This window comes from Sphaerisporangium aureirubrum, from assembly GCF_042658925.1.
GTDB lineage: Bacteria > Actinomycetota > Actinomycetes > Streptosporangiales > Streptosporangiaceae > Sphaerisporangium > Sphaerisporangium aureirubrum.
On record NZ_JBHSRF010000007.1, the window covers coordinates 145,191 to 167,210 of the forward strand.

The 22,020-nt window shown below is 70.4% G+C and carries 24 protein-coding genes; 14 read left to right on the top strand and 10 right to left on the bottom strand.

Annotation, left to right across the window (positions count from 1 at the left end; all coding sequences use genetic code 11):
- Window positions 1-18: 18 nt before the first annotated feature.
- Entirely contained in the window at window positions 19-552 is a 534-nt protein-coding gene (locus ACFP1K_RS07945) for a hypothetical protein (protein WP_380748545.1), read from the bottom strand.
- A 181-nt stretch (window positions 553-733) separates the two neighbouring features.
- On the opposite strand from ACFP1K_RS07945, the gene purF reads away from it, so the two are divergent.
- Window positions 734-2,179, top strand: a complete 1,446-nt coding sequence (purF, locus tag ACFP1K_RS07950; RefSeq protein ID WP_380748547.1) for an amidophosphoribosyltransferase — start codon at window positions 734-736, stop codon at window positions 2,177-2,179.
- A complete protein-coding gene (gene purM, locus ACFP1K_RS07955) occupies window positions 2,176-3,219 on the top strand; it encodes a phosphoribosylformylglycinamidine cyclo-ligase (RefSeq protein ID WP_380748549.1) in 1,044 nt (347 codons plus the stop codon). The genes purF and purM overlap by 4 nt, the downstream gene beginning before the upstream one ends.
- A gap of 184 nt (window positions 3,220-3,403) precedes the next feature.
- On the opposite strand, the gene ACFP1K_RS07960 is transcribed toward purM, so the two are convergent.
- Complete coding sequence (locus ACFP1K_RS07960) at window positions 3,404-3,631, bottom strand: DUF3073 domain-containing protein (protein ID WP_380748551.1); 228 nt, start codon at window positions 3,629-3,631, stop codon at window positions 3,404-3,406.
- Window positions 3,632-3,781: 150 nt separating this feature from the next.
- Window positions 3,782-4,888: a Leu/Phe/Val dehydrogenase gene (locus tag ACFP1K_RS07965; RefSeq protein WP_380748553.1), complete on the bottom strand. Its 1,107-nt coding sequence runs from the start codon at window positions 4,886-4,888 to the stop codon at window positions 3,782-3,784.
- A gap of 231 nt (window positions 4,889-5,119) precedes the next feature.
- Between ACFP1K_RS07965 and ACFP1K_RS07970 the strand changes: the two genes are divergently transcribed.
- Window positions 5,120-5,998, top strand: a complete 879-nt coding sequence (locus tag ACFP1K_RS07970) for a hypothetical protein (protein ID WP_380748555.1) — start codon at window positions 5,120-5,122, stop codon at window positions 5,996-5,998.
- 322 nt (window positions 5,999-6,320) lie between these two features.
- A complete protein-coding gene (gene bldC / locus ACFP1K_RS07975; protein ID WP_013133571.1) occupies window positions 6,321-6,524 on the top strand; it encodes a developmental transcriptional regulator BldC in 204 nt (67 codons plus the stop codon).
- Window positions 6,525-6,729: 205 nt separating this feature from the next.
- Here the strand turns inward: bldC and ACFP1K_RS07980 are convergent, their stop codons facing one another.
- Window positions 6,730-7,419 carry a TetR/AcrR family transcriptional regulator gene (locus tag ACFP1K_RS07980; RefSeq protein ID WP_380748557.1) on the bottom strand — a complete coding sequence of 230 codons (690 nt, stop codon included), beginning with the start codon at window positions 7,417-7,419 and terminating at the stop codon, window positions 6,730-6,732.
- A 153-nt stretch (window positions 7,420-7,572) separates the two neighbouring features.
- Between ACFP1K_RS07980 and ACFP1K_RS07985 the strand changes: the two genes are divergently transcribed.
- The 3 genes from ACFP1K_RS07985 (at window position 7,573) to ACFP1K_RS07995 (ending at window position 9,916) form a co-directional block, all read left to right on the top strand.
- Window positions 7,573-8,661 (top strand): LacI family DNA-binding transcriptional regulator, encoded by a 1,089-nt coding sequence (locus ACFP1K_RS07985; RefSeq protein WP_380748559.1) that lies wholly within the window; start codon window positions 7,573-7,575, stop codon window positions 8,659-8,661.
- Window positions 8,662-8,727: 66 nt separating this feature from the next.
- Entirely contained in the window at window positions 8,728-8,976 is a 249-nt protein-coding gene (locus ACFP1K_RS07990) for a hypothetical protein (RefSeq protein WP_380748561.1), read from the top strand.
- Window positions 8,977-9,061: 85 nt separating this feature from the next.
- Window positions 9,062-9,916, top strand: a complete 855-nt coding sequence (locus ACFP1K_RS07995) for an N-acetylmuramoyl-L-alanine amidase (protein WP_380748563.1) — start codon at window positions 9,062-9,064, stop codon at window positions 9,914-9,916.
- Here the strand turns inward: ACFP1K_RS07995 and ACFP1K_RS08000 are convergent.
- Complete coding sequence (locus ACFP1K_RS08000) at window positions 9,901-11,022, bottom strand: quinone-dependent dihydroorotate dehydrogenase (protein WP_380748565.1); 1,122 nt, start codon at window positions 11,020-11,022, stop codon at window positions 9,901-9,903. The genes ACFP1K_RS07995 and ACFP1K_RS08000 overlap by 16 nt on opposite strands.
- 28 nt (window positions 11,023-11,050) lie before the next feature.
- Entirely contained in the window at window positions 11,051-11,755 is a 705-nt protein-coding gene (locus ACFP1K_RS08005; protein WP_380748567.1) for a GAF and ANTAR domain-containing protein, read from the bottom strand.
- 562 nt (window positions 11,756-12,317) lie between these two features.
- On the opposite strand from ACFP1K_RS08005, the gene ACFP1K_RS08010 reads away from it, so the two are divergent.
- The gene (locus ACFP1K_RS08010) at window positions 12,318-13,472 is read left to right on the top strand and encodes a carboxylate-amine ligase (protein ID WP_380748569.1); all 1,155 of its coding nucleotides are present in this window, start codon (window positions 12,318-12,320) and stop codon (window positions 13,470-13,472) included.
- Window positions 13,473-13,508: 36 nt separating this feature from the next.
- Here ACFP1K_RS08010 and ACFP1K_RS08015 read toward each other — a convergent pair whose 3' ends face one another.
- Window positions 13,509-15,071 (bottom strand): NAD(P)-binding domain-containing protein, encoded by a 1,563-nt coding sequence (locus ACFP1K_RS08015; RefSeq protein ID WP_380748571.1) that lies wholly within the window; start codon window positions 15,069-15,071, stop codon window positions 13,509-13,511.
- Complete coding sequence (locus ACFP1K_RS08020; RefSeq protein ID WP_380748573.1) at window positions 15,071-15,634, bottom strand: carboxymuconolactone decarboxylase family protein; 564 nt, start codon at window positions 15,632-15,634, stop codon at window positions 15,071-15,073. The genes ACFP1K_RS08015 and ACFP1K_RS08020 overlap by 1 nt, the downstream gene beginning before the upstream one ends.
- A 363-nt stretch (window positions 15,635-15,997) precedes the next feature.
- Here ACFP1K_RS08020 and ACFP1K_RS08025 point away from each other — a divergent pair, with 363 nt between their 5' ends.
- On the top strand, window positions 15,998-16,393 hold the full coding sequence (locus ACFP1K_RS08025) for a nuclear transport factor 2 family protein (protein WP_380748575.1): 396 nt from the start codon (window positions 15,998-16,000) through the stop codon (window positions 16,391-16,393).
- A gap of 228 nt (window positions 16,394-16,621) precedes the next feature.
- Here ACFP1K_RS08025 and ACFP1K_RS08030 read toward each other — a convergent pair whose 3' ends face one another.
- Complete coding sequence (locus ACFP1K_RS08030; RefSeq protein WP_380748577.1) at window positions 16,622-17,224, bottom strand: carboxymuconolactone decarboxylase family protein; 603 nt, start codon at window positions 17,222-17,224, stop codon at window positions 16,622-16,624.
- A 586-nt stretch (window positions 17,225-17,810) separates the two neighbouring features.
- Here ACFP1K_RS08030 and ACFP1K_RS08035 point away from each other — a divergent pair.
- A complete protein-coding gene (locus ACFP1K_RS08035) occupies window positions 17,811-18,443 on the top strand; it encodes a hypothetical protein (RefSeq protein WP_380748579.1) in 633 nt (210 codons plus the stop codon).
- Window positions 18,444-18,498: 55 nt separating this feature from the next.
- On the opposite strand, the gene ACFP1K_RS08040 is transcribed toward ACFP1K_RS08035, so the two are convergent.
- Window positions 18,499-18,894 carry a hypothetical protein gene (locus ACFP1K_RS08040; RefSeq protein ID WP_380748581.1) on the bottom strand — a complete coding sequence of 132 codons (396 nt, stop codon included), beginning with the start codon at window positions 18,892-18,894 and terminating at the stop codon, window positions 18,499-18,501.
- 282 nt (window positions 18,895-19,176) lie between these two features.
- On the opposite strand from ACFP1K_RS08040, the gene ACFP1K_RS08045 reads away from it, so the two are divergent.
- From ACFP1K_RS08045 to ACFP1K_RS08060, 4 genes are all read left to right on the top strand, one after another.
- A complete protein-coding gene (locus ACFP1K_RS08045; protein ID WP_380748583.1) occupies window positions 19,177-19,935 on the top strand; it encodes a MerR family transcriptional regulator in 759 nt (252 codons plus the stop codon).
- Window positions 19,935-20,582, top strand: a complete 648-nt coding sequence (locus tag ACFP1K_RS08050) for a hypothetical protein (RefSeq protein ID WP_380748585.1) — start codon at window positions 19,935-19,937, stop codon at window positions 20,580-20,582. Before ACFP1K_RS08045 ends, ACFP1K_RS08050 begins: the two co-directional genes overlap by 1 nt.
- Before the next feature lie 38 nt (window positions 20,583-20,620).
- The gene (locus ACFP1K_RS08055; protein ID WP_380748587.1) at window positions 20,621-21,451 is read left to right on the top strand and encodes a phosphotransferase enzyme family protein; all 831 of its coding nucleotides are present in this window, start codon (window positions 20,621-20,623) and stop codon (window positions 21,449-21,451) included.
- A 66-nt stretch (window positions 21,452-21,517) separates the two neighbouring features.
- Window positions 21,518-22,006, top strand: coding sequence for a MarR family winged helix-turn-helix transcriptional regulator (locus ACFP1K_RS08060; protein WP_380748589.1), 489 nt, complete (start codon window positions 21,518-21,520; stop codon window positions 22,004-22,006).
- The last annotated feature ends 14 nt before the right edge of the window (window positions 22,007-22,020 follow it).

A 22,020-nucleotide genomic window follows, 5' to 3' on the forward strand; every position in this document is an offset into this window, starting at 1 on the left:
GCCCCGGCCGGGAAAGATCTACGGACCGACCGGCTGCTGCACGCCGAGCTTGCGTTCCACGCAGATCTGGGCGTCGGCCTGGGTGGGCTGGTCGAAGCACTCCTGGAAGGTGTTGACGAACCATACGAAGGCGAGCACGCCCAGCAGGATGGTGAGCCCGCTCAGCACCAGGCCGACGATGGCGCGGCCCTTGTTGGACCGCCGGGCCAGCGCGATGAAGCCCGTCACGAGCCCCGCGATGGCGGTCAGCAGGCCGATGCCGCACACCAGCAGCAGGACGACGCTGAGGATGCCGAGCACCAGGGTCGCCGTCCCGAGCCCGCCTCCGGACCGGCCTCCCTGCCCGCCCGGCTGGTACTGCCCGTACGGCGGGGGGCCGCCGTAGTAGGGCGGCTCGCCGTAGGACTGCCGAGGCGCCTCACCGCCGTACGGCCCGCCGTAGGGCGGCGGCTGGTCACCGTACGGCGACGGCGTGCCCCCGGGCGGCTCCCCCTGGGGGGACTGGCCGCCCGGACGGGGCTGAGGGTCGTGCGGATCGCCAGGTGTCGTCACGTGGTCAGCTCTTTCGGCGGTCGCGGGCGGCGAGGAACACCTACTATCTCCCGCCACGCCGCCACCAAGGAAGCAGAAACGGCAAAAGGCGGGGATCTTTCCCCCAAGGCAGCAGAAAACAGCTGCCCTCCGCCTCCTGGTCAGGACCCGGGTTACCGCCGGTCGAGACGCCCAACTTAGAATGAAGCACGTGCTAAAGGGCGACGGCCAACTCGGCCATGACCTTGACCCCGGTGATCGCGCACCCCAGGACGCCTGCGGCGTCTTCGGCGTCTGGGCCCCGGGCGAGGAAGTCTCCAAACTCACCTACTACGGGCTGTACGCGCTGCAGCATCGCGGGCAGGAGTCCGCGGGCATCGCAGTGAGCGAAGGCAGCCGGATCCTCGTCTACAAGGACATGGGCCTGGTGGCCCAGGTCTTCGACGAGTCGGTCCTCGGGACGCTGCGTGGCCATCTGGCGATCGGCCACTGCCGCTACTCGACAACAGGATCCAGCGTGTGGGAGAACGCCCAGCCGACCCTCAGCTCCACCGAGGGGGGCGGCCTGGCCCTCGCGCACAACGGCAACCTCATCAACACACCCCAGCTCGCCGGGCGCCTGACCGGGAGCACCATCCGCGCCACCACCGACACCGAGGTCCTGACGTCGCTACTGGCGCAGGACCGCAGCCGTTCCATCGAGGACGCCGCCGCCGACCTGCTGCCGCAGGTCAAGGGGGCGTACTCCCTGGTCTTCATGGACGAGAAGACGCTGTACGCGGCCCGCGACCCGCAGGGCATCCGCCCGCTGGTGATCGGCCGCCTGGAGCGGGGATGGGTGGTGGCCTCGGAGACCGCGGCGCTGGACATCGTCGGCGCCACGTTCATCCGCGAGATCGAGCCGGGCGAGCTGCTGGCGATCGACGACCGGGGCGTGCGGTCGCGCCGGTTCGCGCTGGCCGAGCCCAAGGGCTGCCTGTTCGAGTACGTCTACCTCGCCCGCCCGGACACCACCATCGCCGGCCGCGGCGTGCAGGCCACCCGGGTCGAGGTGGGCCGCAGGCTGGCCGACGAGCATCCGGTGGAGGCCGACCTGGTCATCCCGACCCCGGAGTCCGGCACCCCGGCCGCGATCGGCTACGCCGAGCGCAGCGGTATCCCCTACGGCCAGGGGCTGGTGAAGAACTCCTACGTCGGCCGCACCTTCATCCAGCCGTCGCAGACCATCCGCCAGCTCGGCATCCGCCTCAAGCTGAATCCGCTGCGCGAGGTGATCCAGGGCAAGCGCCTGGTGGTGGTGGACGACTCGATCGTGCGGGGCAACACCCAGCGGGCGATCGTCAAGATGCTGCGCGAGGCGGGCGCCGTCGAGGTGCACGTGCGCATCTCGTCACCCCCGGTGAGCTGGCCGTGCTTCTACGGCATCGACTTCGCCACCAAGCTCGAGCTGATCGCGGGCACCAAGACCGTGGAGGAGATCCGTTCCTCCATCGGCGCCGACTCCCTCGGCTACATCTCGCTGGAGGGCCTGACCGAGGCGACCACGATCCCGGCTGAACGGCTGTGCCGAGCGTGCTTCAACGGCGACTACCCCATCCCCATCGACCAGGACAACGTGGGCAAGTTCGTGCTGGAGGCGCGGGCATGAGCCCTGAGGGCACGGCGTCCTACGCGGCGGCGGGCGTCGACATCGAGGCCGGCGAGCGCGCGGTCGAGCTGATGAAGGCCAAGGTCGCCAGGTCGCGGCGCCCGGAGGTGATCGACGACGCCAGCGGCTTCGCGGGCCTGTTCGACGCCTCGGCGCTGCTGCGGTTCAAGCGGCCCCTGCTGGCCACGTCCACCGACGGCGTGGGCACCAAGGTCATGCTGGCGCAGGCGCTCGGCAAGCACGACACCATCGGGATCGACCTGGTCGGCATGGTGGTCGACGACCTGGTGGTGTGCGGGGCCGAGCCGCTGTTCATGACCGACTACATCGCCTGCGGCAAGGTGGTGCCCGAGCGGATCGCCGAGATCGTCGGCGGGGTCGCCGAGGGGTGCCGCCTGGCCGGGTGCGCTCTGGTGGGCGGCGAGACCGCCGAGCATCCCGGCGCCATGGGCCCGGACGAGTACGACCTCGCCGGGGCGGGCACCGGCGTCGTGGAGGCCGACGGGCTGCTCGGCCCGGACCGCGTGCGGGCCGGTGACGTGGTGCTCGGCATGGCCTCGTCGGGCGTGCACTCCAACGGGTACTCGCTGGTGCGGCACGTGCTGCGCACCGCGGGCCTCGCCCTGGACGAGACGCCGCCCGAGCTCGGCCGCACGCTCGGCGAGGAGCTGCTGGAGCCCACCCGCATCTATTCGCTGCCCTGCCTGGAGCTGACCAGGACCGTCGAGGTGCACGCGTTCGCGCACATCACGGGGGGCGGCCTGGCGGCCAACCTGGCGCGGTCGCTGCCCGCCGCGGTGGACGCCGTGCTGGACCGCTCGTCCTGGACGCCTCAGCCGATCTTCGAGGTGCTCGCGGGGTACGGCGGCGTGCCGAGTGAGGAGATGGACCGCACCTTCAACCTGGGCGTCGGCATGTGCGCGATCGTGCCGGCGGGCACGGCCGATGTGGCGATTCACACACTGGCCGGGCGCGGCCAGCGCGCCTGGGTGCTCGGCGAGATCGTCCCCGGCACGGGCGAGGCCCGCTTCGCGTCCTGAGCATCGCCGGTCGTCACGGCCCCTCGTGGCGACCGGCCATAGTGCTACTGACCGGCGCACAGGGTGAGAACACGACGAAGAGCTCCTTGCCAGAAGCTGGCAAGGAGCTCTCAGGCGGCACGGAGCGGGCACTCGGCGAGCGATGCCCGCCGGGTGCCCTGCCAACGTTCAACCCGAAATTCGCCTATTGGCGCCGGGACCTGGGGTCCTCATCATTGTCATCATCGAAATCGTCGGCGTAATCGGCGTACCGATCGGCCAGCTCATCGTCGACGACATCGTCATCGTTCTGGTTGGAGTCGTGGTTGACTCCGAGCTCCTCGCGAAGACGGTCAAGATCGGTGCCGCCGCTGTTGTACTTGAGCTGGCGGGCAACCTTCACCTGCTTGGCCTTGGCTCGGCCGCGCCCCATCGGCTCGACCCCCTCATGCGGGGTCGTGCCCGACCCCTCGTCGCTAACGCACCACGCGCTGACGCCGCCTGACTTCCGGCGTCAGCTCTCGTTCGACTACAACCGTACCTGTTTTGCGCGCCAGTCGGTACGCCGTATGGGCGTCCGTGGTCAGCGGCCGAGCCAAATGGCCCTAAGCCGTCCGACTTCCGACATTCTGCGCTCGGCTAGCCTATCGGCAGCCACCGCCGGGGGAACCCCTTCTTCCTCCGCCATCGAAAAGATCTTCAATGTCGTGTCGAAGATCTGCGTTGCCTTTGCCCTGGCTCGATCCATGTCGAAGCCCTCGATCTCGTCCGCGACCTGGATCACGCCGCCGGAGTTGACCACGTAGTCGGGAGCGTAGAGGACACCACGCTCGGCGAGCTGCTTCTCCACGCCGGTGTGGGCCAACTGGTTGTTGGCGCCGCCGCACACGATGGTGGCGCGCAGCCCGGCGACGGTGTCGTCGTCCAGGGCGCCGCCGAGCGCGCAGGGGGAGTAGACGTCGATGTCGGCGGCCCGCAGCGCCGCGGCGTCCGCGACGACGTCCACCTGGGGGTGGCGGGCGCGGACCCGCTCGACGGCCTGCTCGCTGACGTCGCAGACCACGGCCTCGGCGCCGTCCTCCAGCAGGAGGTCCACGAGCCGGTGGCCGACCTTGCCGACCCCTTCGACGCCGACCCGCCGGCCGCGCAGGGTGGGCGAGCCGTAGGCGTACTGGGCGGCGGCCCGCATCCCCTGGAACACGCCGTAGGCGGTGAGGATGGAGGAGTCGCCCGCGCCGCCGTGCTCCACGGTGCGCCCGGTCACGAACGAGCACTCCCGGGCGACGATGTCCATGTCCTCGCTGTAGGTGCCCACGTCGCAGGCCGTGTAGTACCGGCCGCCGAGGGACTGCACGAAGCGGCCGTACGCCCGCAGCAGGGCCTCGCTCTTGTCCTTCGCCGGATCGCCGATGATCACGGCCTTCGCGCCGCCGAGGTCCAGCCCGGCGAGCGCGTTCTTGTACGCCATGGCCCGGGAGAGGTTGAGGACGTCGGCCAGCGCGGCCTGCTCGCTCTCGTAGGGGTAGAAGCGCGTGCCCCCGAGGCCGGGGCCGAGCGCGGTGCTGTAGACGGCGATGATCGCCCGCAGGCCGCTGCGGTCGTCGGCGCAGAAGACGACCTGCTCGTGTCGTGCTTGTCCGTTCGGTGAGGGGTCGGCGTCCTTGTGGGACAACCCGAAGACATCGGTCACGGTGGTGACTCCCAGTCATCTTGCTGTCCGCCGCCTCGTCGCGGCGGATCCAGGACACCACCCTATCCAGCCGCCCTCGCGCCGACCATGATCGCTCCCGCTCACGCGACACGCCGCGACACGCCAGAACGCCCCTGGGCGATCCCGCGCACCCCGACCATCCGCCCGTACCCCCGGCGCCCCGCCGTGCTCGCTCGCGTCCGCTCACCGCTCCGTGGCACCATTCGAGGTGTGCTGCCCTACGCCGCCTATCTCCGTGTCTACGAGCCGTTGTCCGCGTTCACCGAGCGCGACCGCGCCTACTGGGCGGCGTACGCGGACTCCAAGGACCGGCCGCGCCGCGCGTTCGCCCTGGAGGCCGAGCACGCCGAGGCGGTGCGCCGGCTGCTCGGCGTCTCGCCGATGCCCGCGCCGGGAGGTGAGAGCACCAACGCCTACCTGCGCCGTATAGAGGACACGCTGTACGTGTGCCCGTGGCAGAGCAGGCTGCGGTCCTGGCTGTCGTTCGCCCGCTTCCGCGGCGGCACGCCGCCCCGGCTGGCCGACCGTTTCGTGCCCCGGGCCATCGCCGAGCAGACCGTGGACGACTTCGACCGCTTCAAGCAGAACGGCGGCTCGGCCGCGCTGCGCACCCACATCCGCACCAGCACCTGGCACGTGCCGACGCCGTGGTTCGTGCCGTTCGACTCGGCGGAGCGCTGGCTGGTGCTCGGGCGCCAGGAGGAGAACGCCCCCGAGCCGTCGGCCGCCACCACCACGGCCCCCGCCCGCAACCTGCTGTACGTCACGTCGATGGCGCAGGCCCGCAGGCGGGTGGCTAGGGCCCTGGTCGTCATCAGGCGGCACGTGGGCGAGGTGAGCACGCTGACCGAGGTCGAAGAGGTCGGCAGGTGGCTGGAGGACTTCCATCCCCACTCGCTGGTCGAGCTCGACTACGGCGGCCTGGTCCACCTCATGGACGACGCCACGCTGCAGGCCGATCAGTCCGCCGCCGAGCTCGCGGCGGCGCTCACGGGCCTGGACACCGGTCAAGAAGAGCTGGCCTTCGCCATGTATCAGCGCGTGATCGTCCGCTGGAAGTCAATACAAGCCCTCGAATCAGCGAACTGAACCGCAAATCATGCACGTGACCTGCAAAAGTAGGTAACGGGAGTCACCAGCTCGCTTCTGCGAACTGAGTAGTTTGCCGTTTTCACTGCGATACCACGAAACGTGTCGCTAGAATCACCGAGCGTGACATCAACCCGTGGACAAGGCGTTGTACTTTCAGGGCTCGCCAATCGCTCTACGTGGCTGTATGGTCACATCGGGTGATACCGCATGTGGTCCAGAAAAATCCGCACGTAATGGATCATTGTGGGACATCCGTGACGAAGCGCCAACACAAGTCGCAGGATCGCTGTCGCCGGTCCACGGAGGAGAGGCCGCACAAATGTCAGCTCGTACACCCGAGGCCGAGCCACTGCTCACCCCGGCGGAGGTCGCCACCATGTTCCGCGTCGACCCCAAGACCGTTACTCGGTGGGCGAAGGCGGGCAAGTTGACGTCCATCCGCACCCTCGGCGGTCACCGGCGTTACCGGGAGACCGAGGTCCGGGCGCTGCTCGCGGGCATCCCGCAGCAGCGATCGGAGTAAGGCGAGGTCCGTCACGGACCTAGGGGGGAGAACCGGCGCGCTCGCGTCCCGTATGTGAGCGCGTCAACAACACCGCACACCCGTGACCCTGAGCCGCACAGGCCGGTTCCCCGGCCCGCCGCGCACGGAGGGTTACGGGCCGGTGTGGAGGCGCCGTCCGCGCCGGCGCCGCCTCACTGGGCTCGGCACAGGATTCGATGGGGGTTCACTGGGCCCGTACGGGCCGCAGATCGGCCAGCAGCACGCCCACCTGGTGGTCGTGCCGCGCGGCCACGTCCAGCAGCGCCGTCATCTGGTCCACCAGCAGGCTTTCCAGCGTCGCCCGGTCCAAATCGCGGTTCTCGAGCCAGTCGAGTCCCGCGATCTCGACCGACGCGATCCACGAACGGAGCGTCACCCGCAGCGCCGCCCCCGGCTCGTCCACCCGCATACGGTGTGTGATCATCCGCAGCAGGCGCCGCCGCACGCTCTCGACGATCTCGCCCACCTCGCCGGCCCGGTTGGCCGGGCCGCCGCGCAGCAGGGCCGCGAACCCTGCGGCGTGGTCCTCCACGAAGTCGAAGTACCGCGTGAGCCCGTCGGCGATCTCCTCCAGGGCGCTGCCCCCGCCGACCGGCCGCAGCCGCTCCGCGAGCTCCGCCGCCGCGCTGCGCAGCGCGGCCACGTACAGCTCCTGCTTGCCGCCGAAGTAGTGGTAGACCAGGGCCCGGGAGGCCCCCGCGGCGGAGGCGACGTCGTCGACCGAGACGTCCTCCGCGTCGTGCTTGCTGAACAACTCCAGCGCCGCCGCCATCAGCTCCTCGCGCCGGCGGTCCACGCTGAGCCTGCGCCGCACCGGCCGGTGACCGCCCGGTGGATGGTCCTGCGCGTCCGGAGCTCGTGATGTCGCACCCACACTGCGCACCCTAACCGAGGGGTGCCGGGCGAACGCGTCCAGAACGACCGTCACCTCGGCGCGCAACACACCCGTACCCTCGGCGCGACTCGATCGTTTGGTCTGACAGGTGCACATCCACTCAGCGTGGGGAGAACCATGTCAGGACCGTCCATGCAGACGACTTCCCGCTACCGCACGGATCTCGGCACGGCCGCCCCGGCCCTCGGCGACGCCCACGGACCGCGTCCCCGGCCGACGATCCGTAACGTGGCAGAGCGGGCGGGCGTCTCCAAGTCGCTGGTCTCCCTGGTGTTGCGGGGGTCGCCACACGTCAGCGAGCACCGGCGGGAAGCGGTGCTACAGGCGGCCAGAGAGCTCGGCTACCGCCCCAACGCGGTGGCCCGCAGCCTGGTCGAGGGCCGCACCCACCTCGTGGGCGCCCTCGTCGCCGATCTCCACAACCCCTTCTACGCCGAGTTCCTCGACGGGCTCCAGGAGAGCCTGCACGGCGACGGCCTGCGGCTGCTGATCGGCAGCGGCCGGTGGGACCCCGCGTTCGAGGAGGAGGCCGTCGAGGCGTTCCTGGAGCTACGGGTGGACGGCCTGGTGCTGCTCGGCGTGGCGCCCTCCAGCGAGACGCTGGCCGAGGCGGCGGCGTACACGCCGACCGTGGTCGTGGGCGAGCGCGACGTCGAGCTGGACAGCGTGGACATCGTGGTGGACGACGACGAGCTCGGCGCCCGCCTGGCCGTGGACCACCTGGTGGAGCTCGGGCACCGGCGGATCGCGCACATCGAGGGCACGCCGTCGTCGTCGGCCCGGTTCCGCTGCGAGGGTTACCTCGTCGCGATGCGCAGGCACGGCCTGGCGCCGCACATCATGGTGGAGCACGGCGACTTCACCGAGGAGGGCGGACGGCGGGCCGCCCGCGCCCTGCTGGAGCGCGACCCCCGGCCCACCGCGATCTTCGCGGCCAACGACGTCGTCGCGCTCGGGGTGCTGGTCGCGGCCAGCGAGCTCGGGCTGCGGGTGCCGGAGGACCTTTCGGTCGTCGGGTACGACAACACCCACCTCGCGGCCATCCACCACATCTCGCTGACCAGCCTGGACCAACCGCGGCGCGCCATGGGCCGCTCGGCCGCCACGCTGCTGAGCGACCGCATCACCGACCCCGGCAAAACGGCCCGTCTGCGCCAGGTCACGCCGCGCCTGGTGGTCCGGCACAGCACAGGCCCGGCGCCAAGCGAGCCCCAAGGGTAGGTCAACCTCCACGTCGAACGCCCCCCGCCGGTGTTGACTCGTAGGTCACGGGCGTAGGGGGTAGGCATGCGTGATCCAGAACTGGTGTCCTGCGCGCAGCGCGCGGCGGCCGAGCTCGAACGCGCCTGGGCGCACTGGCGGGCCGCGCGAGGCAAGGACGGCGACGGGTCGACCGAGTCGGTCGCGAGCTACGTCGCCCATTCCATCGACCATCCCTGGGGACGGCCACGGGTGGTGCTCGGCCTGGACGCCGAGGAGGCGCGCGACCTCGCGGCGCTGCTCCAGCGGCAGGAACTGGGCGAGCACGCCTGGTAAATGACCTGATCGGGCGAAACGTCCTGGTCATCGCGCCGGTACGCGTAGGTTGGATGCGGATAGGTCGCCTGCGAAGGGATCATTCGTGACCAGTCGAGCACTCGCCGCCGCGTGCCTGGCCCTGGCCGGGCTGGGTGCCGTCGCCTGCGGCGGGACGGCCGGCCCCCAGGCCGACGCCGCCACCGCCCCCGCCGCCCGGGCGCCGAAGACGGCCGCGGCGCCGGCGTCCTCCGCGCCACAGACCGCCACGCCCGCCGCGGCCGGGCAGAGCGAGGTCAAGCCGCTGAGCGGCAAGGTGATCGTGATCGATCCCGGCCACAACGGCGGCAACTACCGCGACCCCGCGGCCATCAACAAGAAGGTGAACGTCCTCACGCAGTGGAAGGCGTGCGACACCACCGGCACCGCGACCAACGACGGGTACTCCGAGGCGGCCTTCACCTGGGACGTCGCCAAGCGCATGGTCAAGCTGCTGAAGGCCGAGGGCGCCACGGTGAAGCTGACCCGCAGGGACAACACGAGCGTGGGGCCGTGCATCACCCAGCGAGCCGCCATCGGCAACGACGCGCACGCCGACGCCGCGATCTCCGTGCACGCCGACGGGGCCGGGGCCGCCGACCGCGGCTTCCACGTGATCATGCCGAAGAAGATCCGCGGACCGGTGGACCCCGTGGTGGGCGACTCCAAGCGGCTCGGCCTCGCCGTGCGGAAGGCGTTCCGCGACGGGACCGGGCTGCCGTACTCGACCTACATCGGCAGGGACGCCCTCGACTACCGCAGCGACCTCGGCGGGCTCAACCTGTCCACGGTGCCGAAGATCTTCATCGAGACCGGCAACATGCGCAACGCGTCGGACGCCGCCCGGCTGAAGGACCCGGCGTTCCGGCAGCGGATCGCCGAGTCGCTGGCCAAGGGCCTGCGCTCCTACCTGGCGCCCTGAGCCTTCCCGGGCTGCTCGATCTCCTCGATCCGCCGGGTGGGCGGCCCGCTCACCCGGCCGACCACCTCGCCGACCGTGGCGTATCCGTGGCGGCGCAGGCGGCGGGACAGGTCGCGGTTGATCCGCCAGGCCCACAACGGCCCCTGGTAGATCATGCCGGTGTATCCCTGCACCAGGGTGGCCCCGGCCAGCAGGCGCTCCCAGACGTCGTCCACGTCCTCCACGCCGCCCACCGACACCAGCGTGAGCCGGTCGCCGACCCGGGCGCGCAGCCTGCGCAGTACTTCGAGGGAACGGGCCTTCAGCGGCCTGCCGGACAACCCGCCCGTCTCCCGGGCCGCGGCGTCGGTCAGGCCGTCCCGGGCGATGGTGGTGTTGGTGGCGATCACCCCGGCGAGGCCGAGCTCGACGGCGAGGTCGGCGACCGCGTCGATGTCCTCGTCCGCCAGGTCGGGCGCGATCTTCACCAGCACCGGGGTGCGGCCCGCGGCGCCGCGCACGTCCGCGAGCAACGGCCGCAGCAGCTCCACCGCCTGGAGGTCGCGCAGGCCGGGGGTGTTGGGCGAGCTGACGTTGACCACGAGGTAGTCGGCGAGCGGGGCCAGGCCGCGGGCGCTGGCCACGTAGTCGCGCCGGGCGAGGTCCTCGGGGATGACCTTGGTCTTGCCGATGTTCACCCCGACCACCACCGGCAGGCCGCGCGGCCTGCGCAGCCGCCGGGCGGCCCGCGCCGCGCCCGCGTTGTTGAAGCCCATGCGGTTGACGATCGCGCGGTCCGCGGTGAGGCGGAACAGCCTCGGCCGGGCGTTGCCCGGCTGGGCGTGCGCCGTGATCGTGCCCACCTCGACGTACCCGAAGCCGAACGCCGCCAGTGCCTCCACGCACCCGGCGTCCTTGTCGAAGCCCGCCGCGAGCCCGAAGGGGCTCGGGAAGTGCACCCCGAACGCCCGTACGCGCAGCGCCTCGTCCCGGGGCGCCAGCCGGGAGTACAGGCGGCGCTTCAGGAACGGGGCGGCCGAGAGCAGACGCAGGGCCCGGATGGTCGCGTGGTGCACGGCCTCGGCGTCCATCCGGCTGAGCACCTGGGCGAAGAGCAGTCGATACATCACCGTTCAGGGTAGCGGGGGCCGGCGCTCACGCGGGCGGCGCCTGCTCCCCGAGGATCTCCGCGGCCAGGTCCGCCACGCGGCGGCGGCTGTCCCTGGCCCGCTTGCGCAGGCCGGTGAACGCCTCGGCCGCCGTGAGGTCGTGCTTGCCCATCAGGTAGCCGATGGCCCGCTCGATCACTATCCGGTAGTCCAGGGCGTACTGCAGCTGGTCGGCCAGCACGCTCTTCTCCTCGGCCTTGACGGCCGCCGCCAGCACCTCCTCTATGACGTGCGCGTACGCCATGAGGGCCTGGGTGTCGGACTCCTCCCAGTCCTGCGGCTCGGCCTGGTAGACGTTCAGGGTGCCGACCGGCCCGTCGCCGAGGCGTACGGGCACGCCGGCGACCGCCCGCACGGACGGGTGCAGCAGGGGGGCGAGGCCGGGCCACCGCTCGTCCTCGTGCACGTCCCGGGTCGTCACCGCGCCGTTGCTGAAGTACGCGGAAACGCACGGGCCGCGGCCGATCGCCGCCTGGGCGTGCTCAAGGCTGCGCCCGGCCTCGTCGGTCGTCACGAGGTAGCGCAGCCGCTTGCCCTCGTCGGCGAACATCAATCCGGCGCCCGCGTAACCGAACAATCGGTCGACCACTCGCACGATGCGTTCCAGATGATGGACGACACCGGTCGTCTCAGTGGTCTTCTGAAGGCCCCGCAGGCTCGCCACCAGCGCCTCAGGATCTATGCGCGTCATCTTCCATCCTCTTGTCAAACCTCGCCTATTCGGCGCGGCCAATGGGGAAGCAGGGAGTTTTTTTACTGGCACCTGCCCGAAATCGGGCACAACAGTCCCGTTTCCCCATGCGGCGATGATCGATGGACCGGTCGGCACTGGGCATCGAGGGCGTCCGGACCGCGATGGTCATGCCGAACACGCCGTCGGTGCGACGGGGTGAATCGGCGAACGCGGCCAGGGGTCCGTGAAGCCACGGCGCGCTTGACAAGGTCGACGCCCGTGCCAATAGCGGTGCCACCTCCATCTGAGGGAGCTCCGCGGACACAGGGCGGAATGATCTGCGGCAAAGCGTAGTGCGGCGCGACGATTAAGGCCAAGTGGTTCACCAGGCTCAGCCCCAGGAAATCGGCATGGTCCGCCCCCTTCCCCGTAGGCCGCCTCTGGGGTACCCCTCACCTCCGTCCACGGAATTCCCCCGGGGGCCCGCGAAAGAGCCCGCCGATGGATACCGTTGCGTCGTCGGCCCGGCACGGTCACCGGGCGGCCCCCTTGTACCGGCTCCTGTCCCAGTGGGAGAGCTATGACGGCGACCATCGAGTCACCCCACCCCGCGCCATTCGCGCCGCTGCGTCCGCTGCTCGGGGTGGAAGAGGAATATCTCATCGTCGATCCGGTGAGCCGAGCGGTGTCGCCGCGCGCGGCCGAGCTGATCGACCGTGCCTCCGCCGAGCTCGGCGACCTCGTGTGCTCCGAGATCACCAAGTTCCAGCTGGAGGCCAAGACACCGCCCTGCACCACCAACGCCGAGGTGGAGCGCCACCTGCGCCGCATGCGGACCGCCGTGGCGGCCTCGGCCCGCGAGCTGGGCCTGAGCGTCGTGGCCTCCGGCACCCCCGTGCTCGGCGACGTCGTGCCGCCCCCGATCACCGACCACCCGCGGTACGACGTGGGCATCGCCACCTACCGCGCGCTGCACGACGAGCAGACCATCTGCGCGGGCCACGTGCACGTCCACCTGCCCGACCGCGAGCGGGCCGTGCTGGTGGGCAATCACGTGCGGCCGTGGCTGCCCGTGCTGGTCGCGATGATGGCCAACTCCCCGTACTGGGCGGGCCGGGACACCGGGTACGCCAGCTGGCGGGCGCTGAGCTGGTCGAAGTGGCCGGTGGCCGGCCCCCCGCCGTACTTCCGCTCGCTCGCCCACTTCGAGGGAACGGTGGCGGCGCTGACCGAGGCGGGGGCGCTGGTCGACCCCGGCACGATCTTCTGGGACGTGCGGCCGTCGGCGCGGCTGCCCACGCTGGAGGTCCGGGTCACCGACGTGCCCGCCACCGTCGAGGAGTCCGCGCTGCTGGCGGCGGTGGCGCGCGGGCTGGTCGTGACCTTCCTGTCCCGGGTGGAGGCCGGCGACCCGGGGCCGCCGGTGCCGGGCGAGCTGCTGCGCGTGGCGTACTGGCGGGCGGCCCGCGACGGGCTGGACGGCCACGGCTTCGACCCTGTCACCGGGGAGCTGCGGCCCGCCGCCGACATGGTGGCGGCGCTGCTCGACCTCATCGGCCCGGCGCTGTGCGACGCGGGCGACCTGGACATGGTGAAGGAACGGCTCGACCATCTGCTCCGGAACGGCACCGGGGCGGCACGCCAGCGGGCCGCGTTCGACCGGAACGGCCGGCTGACCGACGTCGTGGACTTCCTGGCCGCTCAGCTCATCGACGAGCGGCCCTCGCAGGGATGATCGCCGGGCGGGCCGGACGGCCCGCCCCGCGACCGGTCAGTGCCGGGTGCCGAGCCTGGCGGTCAGGAACTCCGCCAGCGGGCGGACGTGCCGTTCCGGGTCGCGCCACTGCGCCTGCAGGTCCTCCAGCAGGTGCCGTTCCGCGACCAGCTCGTCGCCGCGCCAGTGGCGGATCACCGGGTGGAGGAAGGCGCACTCCTCGGCCCGGTCCGGCGTCGGGTGCCGCCGGATGGCGAACACGTCGCCGTTCTCCCTGGGCCCCCACCGCAGGGTGAGAGTGAAATAGGACGGCCGGTCGCCGAAGCGCTCGACCGCGTGGTCCTCGGGAAGCTCGGCGAAGTGCCTGATCCGCCCGTCCTCCTCGTCGACCACGTACACGTCGCAGAGGTATTCGAACTGCGTCCACAGCGCGGAGCTGTAGTTGACCCGCTCCAGCATGGTCGCGGTGAGCTGGTCGGGATCGAGCGGCAGCACCTGCTGGGTGAGCGGCACCCCTTCGTACCTCTCGGTCAGCAGGCGCGTCAGGGCGCGCAGGTTGTAGCGGAAGCCGTCGATGAAGGCCGACGAGGCGCGCTTGAAGTCGCGGGCCTGCATCAGGGTGCCCGCGAAGTACAGCCCGTCGACGTTGGCGGACTGGAAGTCGCTGCGGATCGCGGGCATCCTGCCGCCGTTGGCCATCTCGGGCCGGCAGGAGTCACCGAAGAACGCGGTGTTCATGGTGAAACCGGTGCAGCGCAGCACCGTGTCGTACTCCAGCACCGCGCGCTCGCCCTCGGCGAGTGTGTAGGTGATGTCGACCCGGAACCGGTCGCCCTCCCGGCGGATGGAGTCGACGGTGCATTCGAGCACACCGTCCAGGGTCTTGAACCAGTAGCCGTCGAGCAGCGCGCCGTACTGGCCGCGCACGTGGCCGGGGTGCTTGGTGTTCCAGGCGAACCGCACCGGGTGCGGGCTGGCGAGGTGGATGATCGCCGCGTGGCCGATCAGGGACTGGGCGGTCTCGAACGCCGAGTTGCCCTTTCCGATGATCAGCACCCGGCGGCCGGTGTAGTCCGTCCCCGCCGTGCTCATGTCCTCGTATCCAGTCGCCAGCCCGATGCCCGGGATGTCGGGGATGTAGGGCCCGCCCCAGCCGGTCGCCACGATCACGCACTCGGCCCGGAGTTCCTCTCCGGCGGTGTGCACGGTGAACAGGCCGTCGTCCGCCTTCTCGATCCGGTCGACCGGCGTGGAGAAGCGCACGTTCAGCGCGTGCCGCCGCTGGAAGTCGCCGAGGTAGCGCACCAGGTCGTCGGCGTGCGGGTAGTACTCGTGGGTGTAGTTGGGGAAAAGCATGGCCGGGTCGTCGTTGAGCAGGGAGTTCCAGTCCCAGCGCAGCGCGATCTCCGGGTCCTTCTCCGTGATGTGCACCTTGTTGATGGAGATCAGCTTGCGGTGCCGGGGGTACTCACGGAAGAAGGAACCCGGTGCGGCGTCCCGTTCCAGCACCAGGTAGTCGGCGCCCGCCGAGTGCAGGTAGTAGGCGAGCTGGAGGCCGGCCGGGCCGGCGCCGATGATCAGATAGCGGTGGACGCGTTGGTCGGATTCCCGCTCGGTCATCAGCTATGCGACTCCGGCTCGTCGTTCAGCGAGCTCCCGTAACCATGGCTGACGATCCGCGAGGCCGTCTGCTCGTACGCGGCCGGGTCCTCCGGTGCCCACGTGCCGAGGCCGTCGACGTATCGGTTGAACATGCAGAACGCGGCGGCGATCAGCACCGTGTCGTGGATCTCCACGTCGGTGGCCCCGGCGGCCCTGGCGGCGCCGATCTCCTGGTCGGTGACCTTGAGCCCGCCCTGCTGTACGGCCGCGGCGATGCCGAGCAGCGCCCGCATCTTCGGGGTGACGTCAGCGCCGTCGGGGTCGAGACGGACGGCGTTCACCAGGGGCATGCCCGCGGGCAGCTGCGCGGCGGCGAAGGCCGCGTGCGAGGAGGCGCAGAAGTGGCAGTCGTTGAGCGACGACACGTACGTCGCTATCAGTTCCCGCTCACCGCGGGACAGGGTGTTGTCACTGCGCAGCAATACTTCCGCCAGCGCATTCAGTGGGGCTGCGGTTTCCGGCCGGTACCGCATCAAGCCGACGATTCCCGGCTCATCGGTGGGCAGGGTGATATGGGCCATGGGCACTCCCTGTGCGACGTCTACGGGGATGATCGACGCACGTGAGCGCACTGTCAACGGGTAACCGGACAACCCCTTATTCCGATATATCTGACATTTCCGGCAACCGGTACGAACCAGGTGATAAGTAGACTGGTTTCTCAGCCTCCATGGAGTCTGCCGTGTTTCGGATGAATCCTTACCGGCAATTACTCCGGACCGGACCGCCCGAAACACCACCGCGGTCGCCGCCCTTCCGACGCGGCGCCATGGCCAGATCACTCGGCGGTAAGTCTTACCTCACTCCCTTGTCGCTCCGCCTACGGTGGCGTAGCGTCACCGACGCCGCCTGAAATAACCCGTTCCTGTAGAGGAGGCTGATTCATGTCAGAACATCCGAACGCCGTACTCGCCCGTGAAAGCTATGACGCCCTGATCAATGGTGATTTCGATCACCTCCGCGGCACCCTGCTCAGTGACGACGTCGTCTTCCACGTTCCCGGCCGCGGGCCGCTGGCCGGGGAGTACCAGGGCAAGGAGGCGGTCCTGAGTTACCTCGGACAGCTGTCCGAGATCACCAAGGACACGATGAGCTATGAGCCGCAGGCATTTCTCGCCGATGACGAGCACGCGGCCGTGATGCTCCGCGCTCATGGCGAGCGCGGCGGCCACGCGATTGACGACCGTGGCGTCCACGTCTTCCGTATCACCGACGGCAAGATCAGCGAGCGCTGGAGCTACCCTCAGGACTCCTACGCGGTGGACGAGTTCTTCGGCTGAACGTTCGGATGACCTCCTAGAACGTGTTTCAGCCGATTTTCTGTTTTTACCCCGACCACCCCCTCGGGCGCTCGCGCCACCAGGCTATCCGGGACCGAACACGGCGGCCGGCCGCCGTATGCCCGCTCTTCCCTCTCGGCGACGCGCGGTCTTCGCGTGCGCCGAGTACCGGGCTACGACGGCCGCGGTGCCGGTGAACCTGGTGGCGCGACCCCGCTCCACGCGGGGTCAGCCCTTGAGCGAGTCGGCCAGCACCGCGACGTACCCCTCGGTACGGCCCGCGCGCTCCGCGTAGACCGCGGGGTCGTCGGGCGCGAAGGTCGCCAGGCCGTCGACGTAGCGGTTGAACATGCAGAACGCCGCGGCGATCAGCACGGTGTCGTGGATCTCCACATCGGTCGCGTCCGCCGCGCGGGCCTCGGCCACCTGCTGGTCGGAGACGTTGCGGCCCCCGCGCTGCACCGAGGCCGCGATGCGCAGCAACGCCTTCATCTTGTCCGTCACCGGAGCGGTGTCCAGGTCGGCGCAGACCTGCCGCACCAGTTCCATGCCCTCGTCGAGCCGCACCGCCGCGAACGCCGCGTGCGTGTAGAAGCAGAACCGGCACTCGTTCAACGACGACACGTAGGCCGCGATGAGCTCACGTTCACCCCTGGTCAGGGTGTTGTCACCGCACAGCAGCACGTCCACGAGCTGGTTCATCGGAAACGCCGTCTCCGGGCGGAACCTGAACAGTCCCCGGATTCCGGGCTCGTCGGTGCCGAGGGCTATGTGCGGCCCGGCCGCTCCTGTGGCGTCCGTATCGTCACCCCAGCCGACGTCACAGACCATCCACCCCGCCTCAGGGACCGACAATTCAACGGCCAAGTTCGACTTCAACGGCGAGCCGACTCCGTTCACCATTTCCCGCCTCTTTTCCCGATCGATATCCGCTTTCGCCAACTCGATTCTGCGTGCACCACCCCCCACGGGGCAGCCGACGAGCAGGTCAGCATGCTGTCCACCGGCGACCACTTCCTGCCAGGACCGGCGGCTTGACAAACCTTCGCGCCCAGAGGAAATCGCCCGGCGGCCATTCGACGACAGTGAATTATTCACCGCCGCCGGGATGCTCCGCCGGCCGGCCGAAGCGGGGGAATGTGACCGTTCGCCTTCATATTGTTCGCCTTTCGCGCACGATATCCCAGGCTCTTGGCGCGGCCATCGCGCTTCGCTCGCGTACGCGGGAGCCGATCATCGCGGCGCGCCCGCCGACGATCATCGGGGCGGGAATCGCGGGGCTCCCGAGCGCGTCCCCCCGGACACTCCGCTCGCCGATCTTGACCGCCGTCGACCGGCCGAGCCGTGCCGGGGCGGACGGAGAACTCAGGTGGAAATTCCGTCGCGGACACTATGCGGATTACGTAGTTTGGGCGATATGGAGTTCTTCACCGCACCGCCGCCACTCGAGCGGGAGCCGTTCGAGGAAAGAGCACTACCGGCGTGGGTAGGACCGCCCACGGGAATCCTGGGGGCTATATCCCCTATCGAGCGGATGCTGTTCGAGGGTGACGCGCTGGTCATCGCACTCGTCAGCGGCACCGTTTTCCCCGAGGGGGTCAAAATCGCCGTGCAGATCGGGGCACGGCGTACAGAAGGAATGGACGAGGACACCTGGCGCACGCGGCATGAGCTGTTGATGCACGGCAACCATCATCCGTTCGCCCGTCACGGCGCATCGCTCGACGACGAGGTCCTGCGCTTCGGCGTGCGCTTCTCCGACGGCAGCAAGGCGACGACCGTCGACCGCAGGGCCGAGTCGGGCGGCGAGTGGCCGCCGCCGCGACCGGACGGCCCGATCCTGCAGTACAGCGGCGGTGGCGGCAGCAGCCGGAACAATAACGACTTCGCGAGCAGCGGATGGTCGATGTGGCTGTGGCCGCTCCCGCCGCCCGAGCCGTTCGAGTTCGCGGTCGAGTGGCCCGCGTTCGGCGTGCCGCTGATCTTCACCGAGATCGACGGGGCGCCGATCAACGCCGCGGCCGCCCGCGCCCGGCCGTTCTGGCCCTGATCGGGGGGCACTCCCAGGAGGAACGCCCGGACGCGGTGGCCGCGCAACGCTCGGCTCAGGCGACCGACTCCAGGCCGTTGACGGCGGCGCGTACGGGCGTTCCGAGATCATCCGCGATGCCGGTGCCGGTGTCCGTACCGGTGCCGGTGCCGGTCCCCGTGCCGCCGAGGCCGAGCCCGGTGCCGGTGCCGTCCTCGCTCACGTCGTCGGAGCGGTCCAGTTCGTCGGTGTCCGCCTCCAGCGAGTCACCCTCGTAGTCGTCGCCATCACCGTCACCGTCGTCGTCATCGCCATCGTCGTCGTCATCGTCGTCGTGGTTGCCCCATCCCCCCATGACGAGAGACGTGCCCGCGCTGGCGCTCGGGGCGGTGACGGTGGCTAGTCCGGCTAGTCCTCCGGTGATCGCCACCATGGCCGCCAGCAGCGCGGCGTATTTCTTGACGTCGGGCATTGTTCTCCCCCTTGAACACGACGGAGCCGGCACGCGCATTTCCCGATGTCCGGCCCCCGCGCGCGTACGGCTCCTTATGATCGGCTTCCCATCCGCGTTACTATCCCCACCTCACATACGACAAACAGGCATTGCGCGATCTTGATAGCTATTTAATGGCCTCTCACATGCTTAAATATGAAATCCCTCGCAATTAGGACTTAAGGGAGATCGCCCCCCGGCCGCCCGCCCGCTGTGCACCGGTTTGACCTTGACGTAGGGTCAACGTCTCTAATGAGGGGCATGCGAATCGGCGAGCTCGCCGCGCTGGTCGGGGTGTCCACCCGGACCGTGCGCCACTACCACCATCTCGGCCTCCTGCCCGAACCCGTCCGTCTGGCCAACGGCTACCGCGAGTACCGGCTGCGCGACGCCATCGTCCTCGCCCGGGTGCGCAGGCTGGCCGAGCTCGGCCTGTCACTGGACGAGATCCGCGACGTGCTGGCCGACGACCAGGGCCGTGAGCTGCGCGAGGTGCTCATGGAACTGGACGCCGACCTGGCCGGGCAGCAGGAGTCGATCGGCGCCCGGCGCGCCCGCCTCGCCACGCTGCTGGCCCGGGACGATCTGGACGCCGACTCCACGGTGTCCCCCGACATGGCGGCCGTGCTGCGCGACCTTCACACCGCGGGCTCCCGGTTCGCCGAGGTCGACCGCGACTTCCTCGCGCTGATGGACACCGCGGCCGACCCTGACGACCGGAAGGCGGTCCTCGGCCTGATGCGCCCGCTCACCGAGCCCGCGGCCCTCGCCCGGAGCCACGCCCTCTACGCCAGGCTGGACGAGATCGCCGAAGCGACCCCCGGCGACCCCCGCGTGCCCGCGCTCGCCGCCGATCTGGCGGCGCACCTCCCGGACGATCTGGCGGCGGCGATGATCGAGCACCTTCCCGCGGACGGGGACTCCATGGGCGCGTGGCTGGAGACGCTGGACGACGAGATGACCCCCGCCCAGGCCGAGGTCTTCCGGCAGGTCGTGCGGATCCTGGCCGGGAGGACGTGATGCCCGGGACCGCGGCCCGCCGGCTGGCGCAGGCGCGCAAGATCATGGAGTTCGACCGCAAGGGCCTCCACAGCCTCATCCTGTGGGCCACCCGCCGCCGCCACGAGGTCCCGCCGGGCGCCACCGCGCTGCCGTACGCGCGGGAACAGGCCTCGTCGCTGCTGATCATCGTCTTCGTCACGGTGGTCGAGACCGTCGTGCTCGACCTGCTGCTGCGGGGCATCGGGGCACCGGAGTGGCTGCGCGTCCTGCTGCTCGTCCTGGACCTCTACTCCATCGTCGCCATCGCCGCCGTCGGCACCGGCTGCGCCACCCGGCCGCACGTCGTCACCCCCACCGAGCTGCGGATCCGCTACGGCGTGTTCTTCGACCTGCGCGTCCCCCGCGACATGATCGCCTCGGTGCGCTTGTCGACGAACTACAACGAACCCGGCTTCGTCACCCTGCCGGGCACCCGGCTCGGCGTGGCGGTCTCCTCCCAGACGAACGTCGTGGCCGAACTGACCGCGCCCGTCACCGTCACACTCCCCCTCGGCCGCCGCGCCGAGGCCACCCGGATCCACTTCTTCACCGACACCCCCGCCGCCGCGCTCGCCGCGCTGGCCCCACGCCCGGACCCCGCGGGCCTCGGCCGGCCCGTCGAGTGAATCCGGCGGGCGGCTCGGTGCCCGTGCAATACTGACGCATGGCCGATGATCTCCCCCGGCCCACCGAGGAGCCACTGATCGGCGACGGCGTCACTTCGGGCATCGTCCGGGTGGGCGACACCGTGCGGCGTCCGGTCCGGCCGTTCACCGCGACGATCCAGGCGTACCTGGCGCACCTCCGGTCGGCCGGCTTCCACGACGCGCCCGCCCCGCTGGGCGTCGACGACCAGGGCCGGGAGGTCCTCTCGTACGTACCGGGCGACGTGCCGCGCGACCCCCTTCCCGCGGACACCGCGGGGGAAGAGGTGCTGGTCGCGCTCGCACGGCTGATCCGCCGCCTGCACGACGCGGCTCAGGGATGGGAGCCGCCGCCGGACGCGGTCTGGGGCGGCACCCCCGCGGCGCCCGCCGCGGCGCCGTCCGCCGACGGCAAGTCCCTGATCGTCGGCCACCGGGACTACTGCCCCGGCAACGTCGTCTTCCGGAACGGCCTGCCCGCGGCACTCATCGACTTCGACCTCGCCAAGCCGACGACCCGCGTCACCGACGTCGCCAACGCCCTGTACTACTGGGCTCCCCTGACGGACCCGGTGGACCGCCCGCCCGCGTTCGCCGGCCTGGACATCCCCGCCCGCGTCGCGGCGTTCGCCGACGCGTACGGCCTGACCACTCCCCAGCGCCAGGCCCTCATGCCCGCCGCCAAGGCCATGGTCGCCCGCTTCCACACGAACATGCGCGCCGCCGCCGAGATCGACCCCGTCTTCGCCCGCTTCTGGGCCGAGGGCGCCAAGGACCGCCTCCCCCGCGCCCACACCTGGATCCGCGACCACGCCACCGACGTCACCGCCCGCCTCCTCGCCGACGTCTGATCGGCCCACGTCACGCTGGTAAGCACGCGGATAATCCGTAACGGGACCACTGGTTAGTCTGGAGGCATGACCGCCATGGCATCCGCGCGCACCGAACCGGATCTGTCGTTCCTGCTGGATCACGGCGGACACGTCCTGCGGACCAAGATGGCGGCGGCGCTCGCCGAGATCGGGCTGACGGCGCGCATGCACTGCGTGCTGGTGCACGCGCTGGAGGAGGAGCGGACCCAGATCCAGCTCGCGGAGATCGGGGACATGGACAAGACCACGATGGTGGTCACGGTCGACGCGTTGGAAAAGGCGGGCCTGGCGGAGCGGCGGCCGTCCAGCACCGATCGGCGGGCGCGGATCATCGCGGTCACCGAGAAGGGGGCGGTGGTGGCACGGCGGAGCCAGGAGATCGCGGACGGCGTGCACCGGGACGTGCTGGGCTCACTGCCCGCGGACGAGGCCGAGGTGCTCGTCCGCGCGCTGAACCGGCTGGTGGCGGGGCATCTGGCGACACCGGTGGAGGCGCCGCAGGGAGTGCGGCGCGCACGGCAGCGCGCCAAATAGCTCCGTAAGGGATC

Excerpts from the sequence above, each read along its gene's own strand:
- ACFP1K_RS08030 (WP_380748577.1), bottom strand. The coding sequence starts at position 17,224 with ATGGTCTGTGACGTCGGCTGGGGTGACGATACGGACGCCACAGGAGCG.
- ACFP1K_RS08015 (WP_380748571.1), bottom strand. The coding sequence starts at position 15,071 with ATGACCGAGCGGGAATCCGACCAACGCGTCCACCGCTATCTGATCATC.
- ACFP1K_RS08040 (WP_380748581.1), bottom strand. The coding sequence starts at position 18,894 with ATGCCCGACGTCAAGAAATACGCCGCGCTGCTGGCGGCCATGGTGGCG.
- ACFP1K_RS08050 (WP_380748585.1), top strand. The coding sequence starts at position 19,935 with ATGCCCGGGACCGCGGCCCGCCGGCTGGCGCAGGCGCGCAAGATCATG.
- ACFP1K_RS07960 (WP_380748551.1), bottom strand. The coding sequence starts at position 3,631 with ATGGGGCGCGGCCGAGCCAAGGCCAAGCAGGTGAAGGTTGCCCGCCAG.
- ACFP1K_RS08055 (WP_380748587.1), top strand. The coding sequence starts at position 20,621 with ATGGCCGATGATCTCCCCCGGCCCACCGAGGAGCCACTGATCGGCGAC.
- ACFP1K_RS07990 (WP_380748561.1), top strand. The coding sequence starts at position 8,728 with ATGCGTGATCCAGAACTGGTGTCCTGCGCGCAGCGCGCGGCGGCCGAG.
- ACFP1K_RS08045 (WP_380748583.1), top strand. The coding sequence starts at position 19,177 with ATGCGAATCGGCGAGCTCGCCGCGCTGGTCGGGGTGTCCACCCGGACC.
- ACFP1K_RS08025 (WP_380748575.1), top strand. The coding sequence starts at position 15,998 with ATGTCAGAACATCCGAACGCCGTACTCGCCCGTGAAAGCTATGACGCC.
- ACFP1K_RS08060 (WP_380748589.1), top strand. The coding sequence starts at position 21,518 with ATGACCGCCATGGCATCCGCGCGCACCGAACCGGATCTGTCGTTCCTG.
- ACFP1K_RS07985 (WP_380748559.1), top strand. The coding sequence starts at position 7,573 with ATGCAGACGACTTCCCGCTACCGCACGGATCTCGGCACGGCCGCCCCG.
- ACFP1K_RS08010 (WP_380748569.1), top strand. The coding sequence starts at position 12,318 with ATGACGGCGACCATCGAGTCACCCCACCCCGCGCCATTCGCGCCGCTG.
- purM (WP_380748549.1), top strand. The coding sequence starts at position 2,176 with ATGAGCCCTGAGGGCACGGCGTCCTACGCGGCGGCGGGCGTCGACATC.
- purF (WP_380748547.1), top strand. The coding sequence starts at position 734 with ATGAAGCACGTGCTAAAGGGCGACGGCCAACTCGGCCATGACCTTGAC.
- ACFP1K_RS08005 (WP_380748567.1), bottom strand. The coding sequence starts at position 11,755 with ATGACGCGCATAGATCCTGAGGCGCTGGTGGCGAGCCTGCGGGGCCTT.
- bldC (WP_013133571.1), top strand. The coding sequence starts at position 6,321 with ATGTCAGCTCGTACACCCGAGGCCGAGCCACTGCTCACCCCGGCGGAG.
- ACFP1K_RS08000 (WP_380748565.1), bottom strand. The coding sequence starts at position 11,022 with ATGTATCGACTGCTCTTCGCCCAGGTGCTCAGCCGGATGGACGCCGAG.
- ACFP1K_RS08035 (WP_380748579.1), top strand. The coding sequence starts at position 17,811 with ATGGAGTTCTTCACCGCACCGCCGCCACTCGAGCGGGAGCCGTTCGAG.
- ACFP1K_RS08020 (WP_380748573.1), bottom strand. The coding sequence starts at position 15,634 with ATGGCCCATATCACCCTGCCCACCGATGAGCCGGGAATCGTCGGCTTG.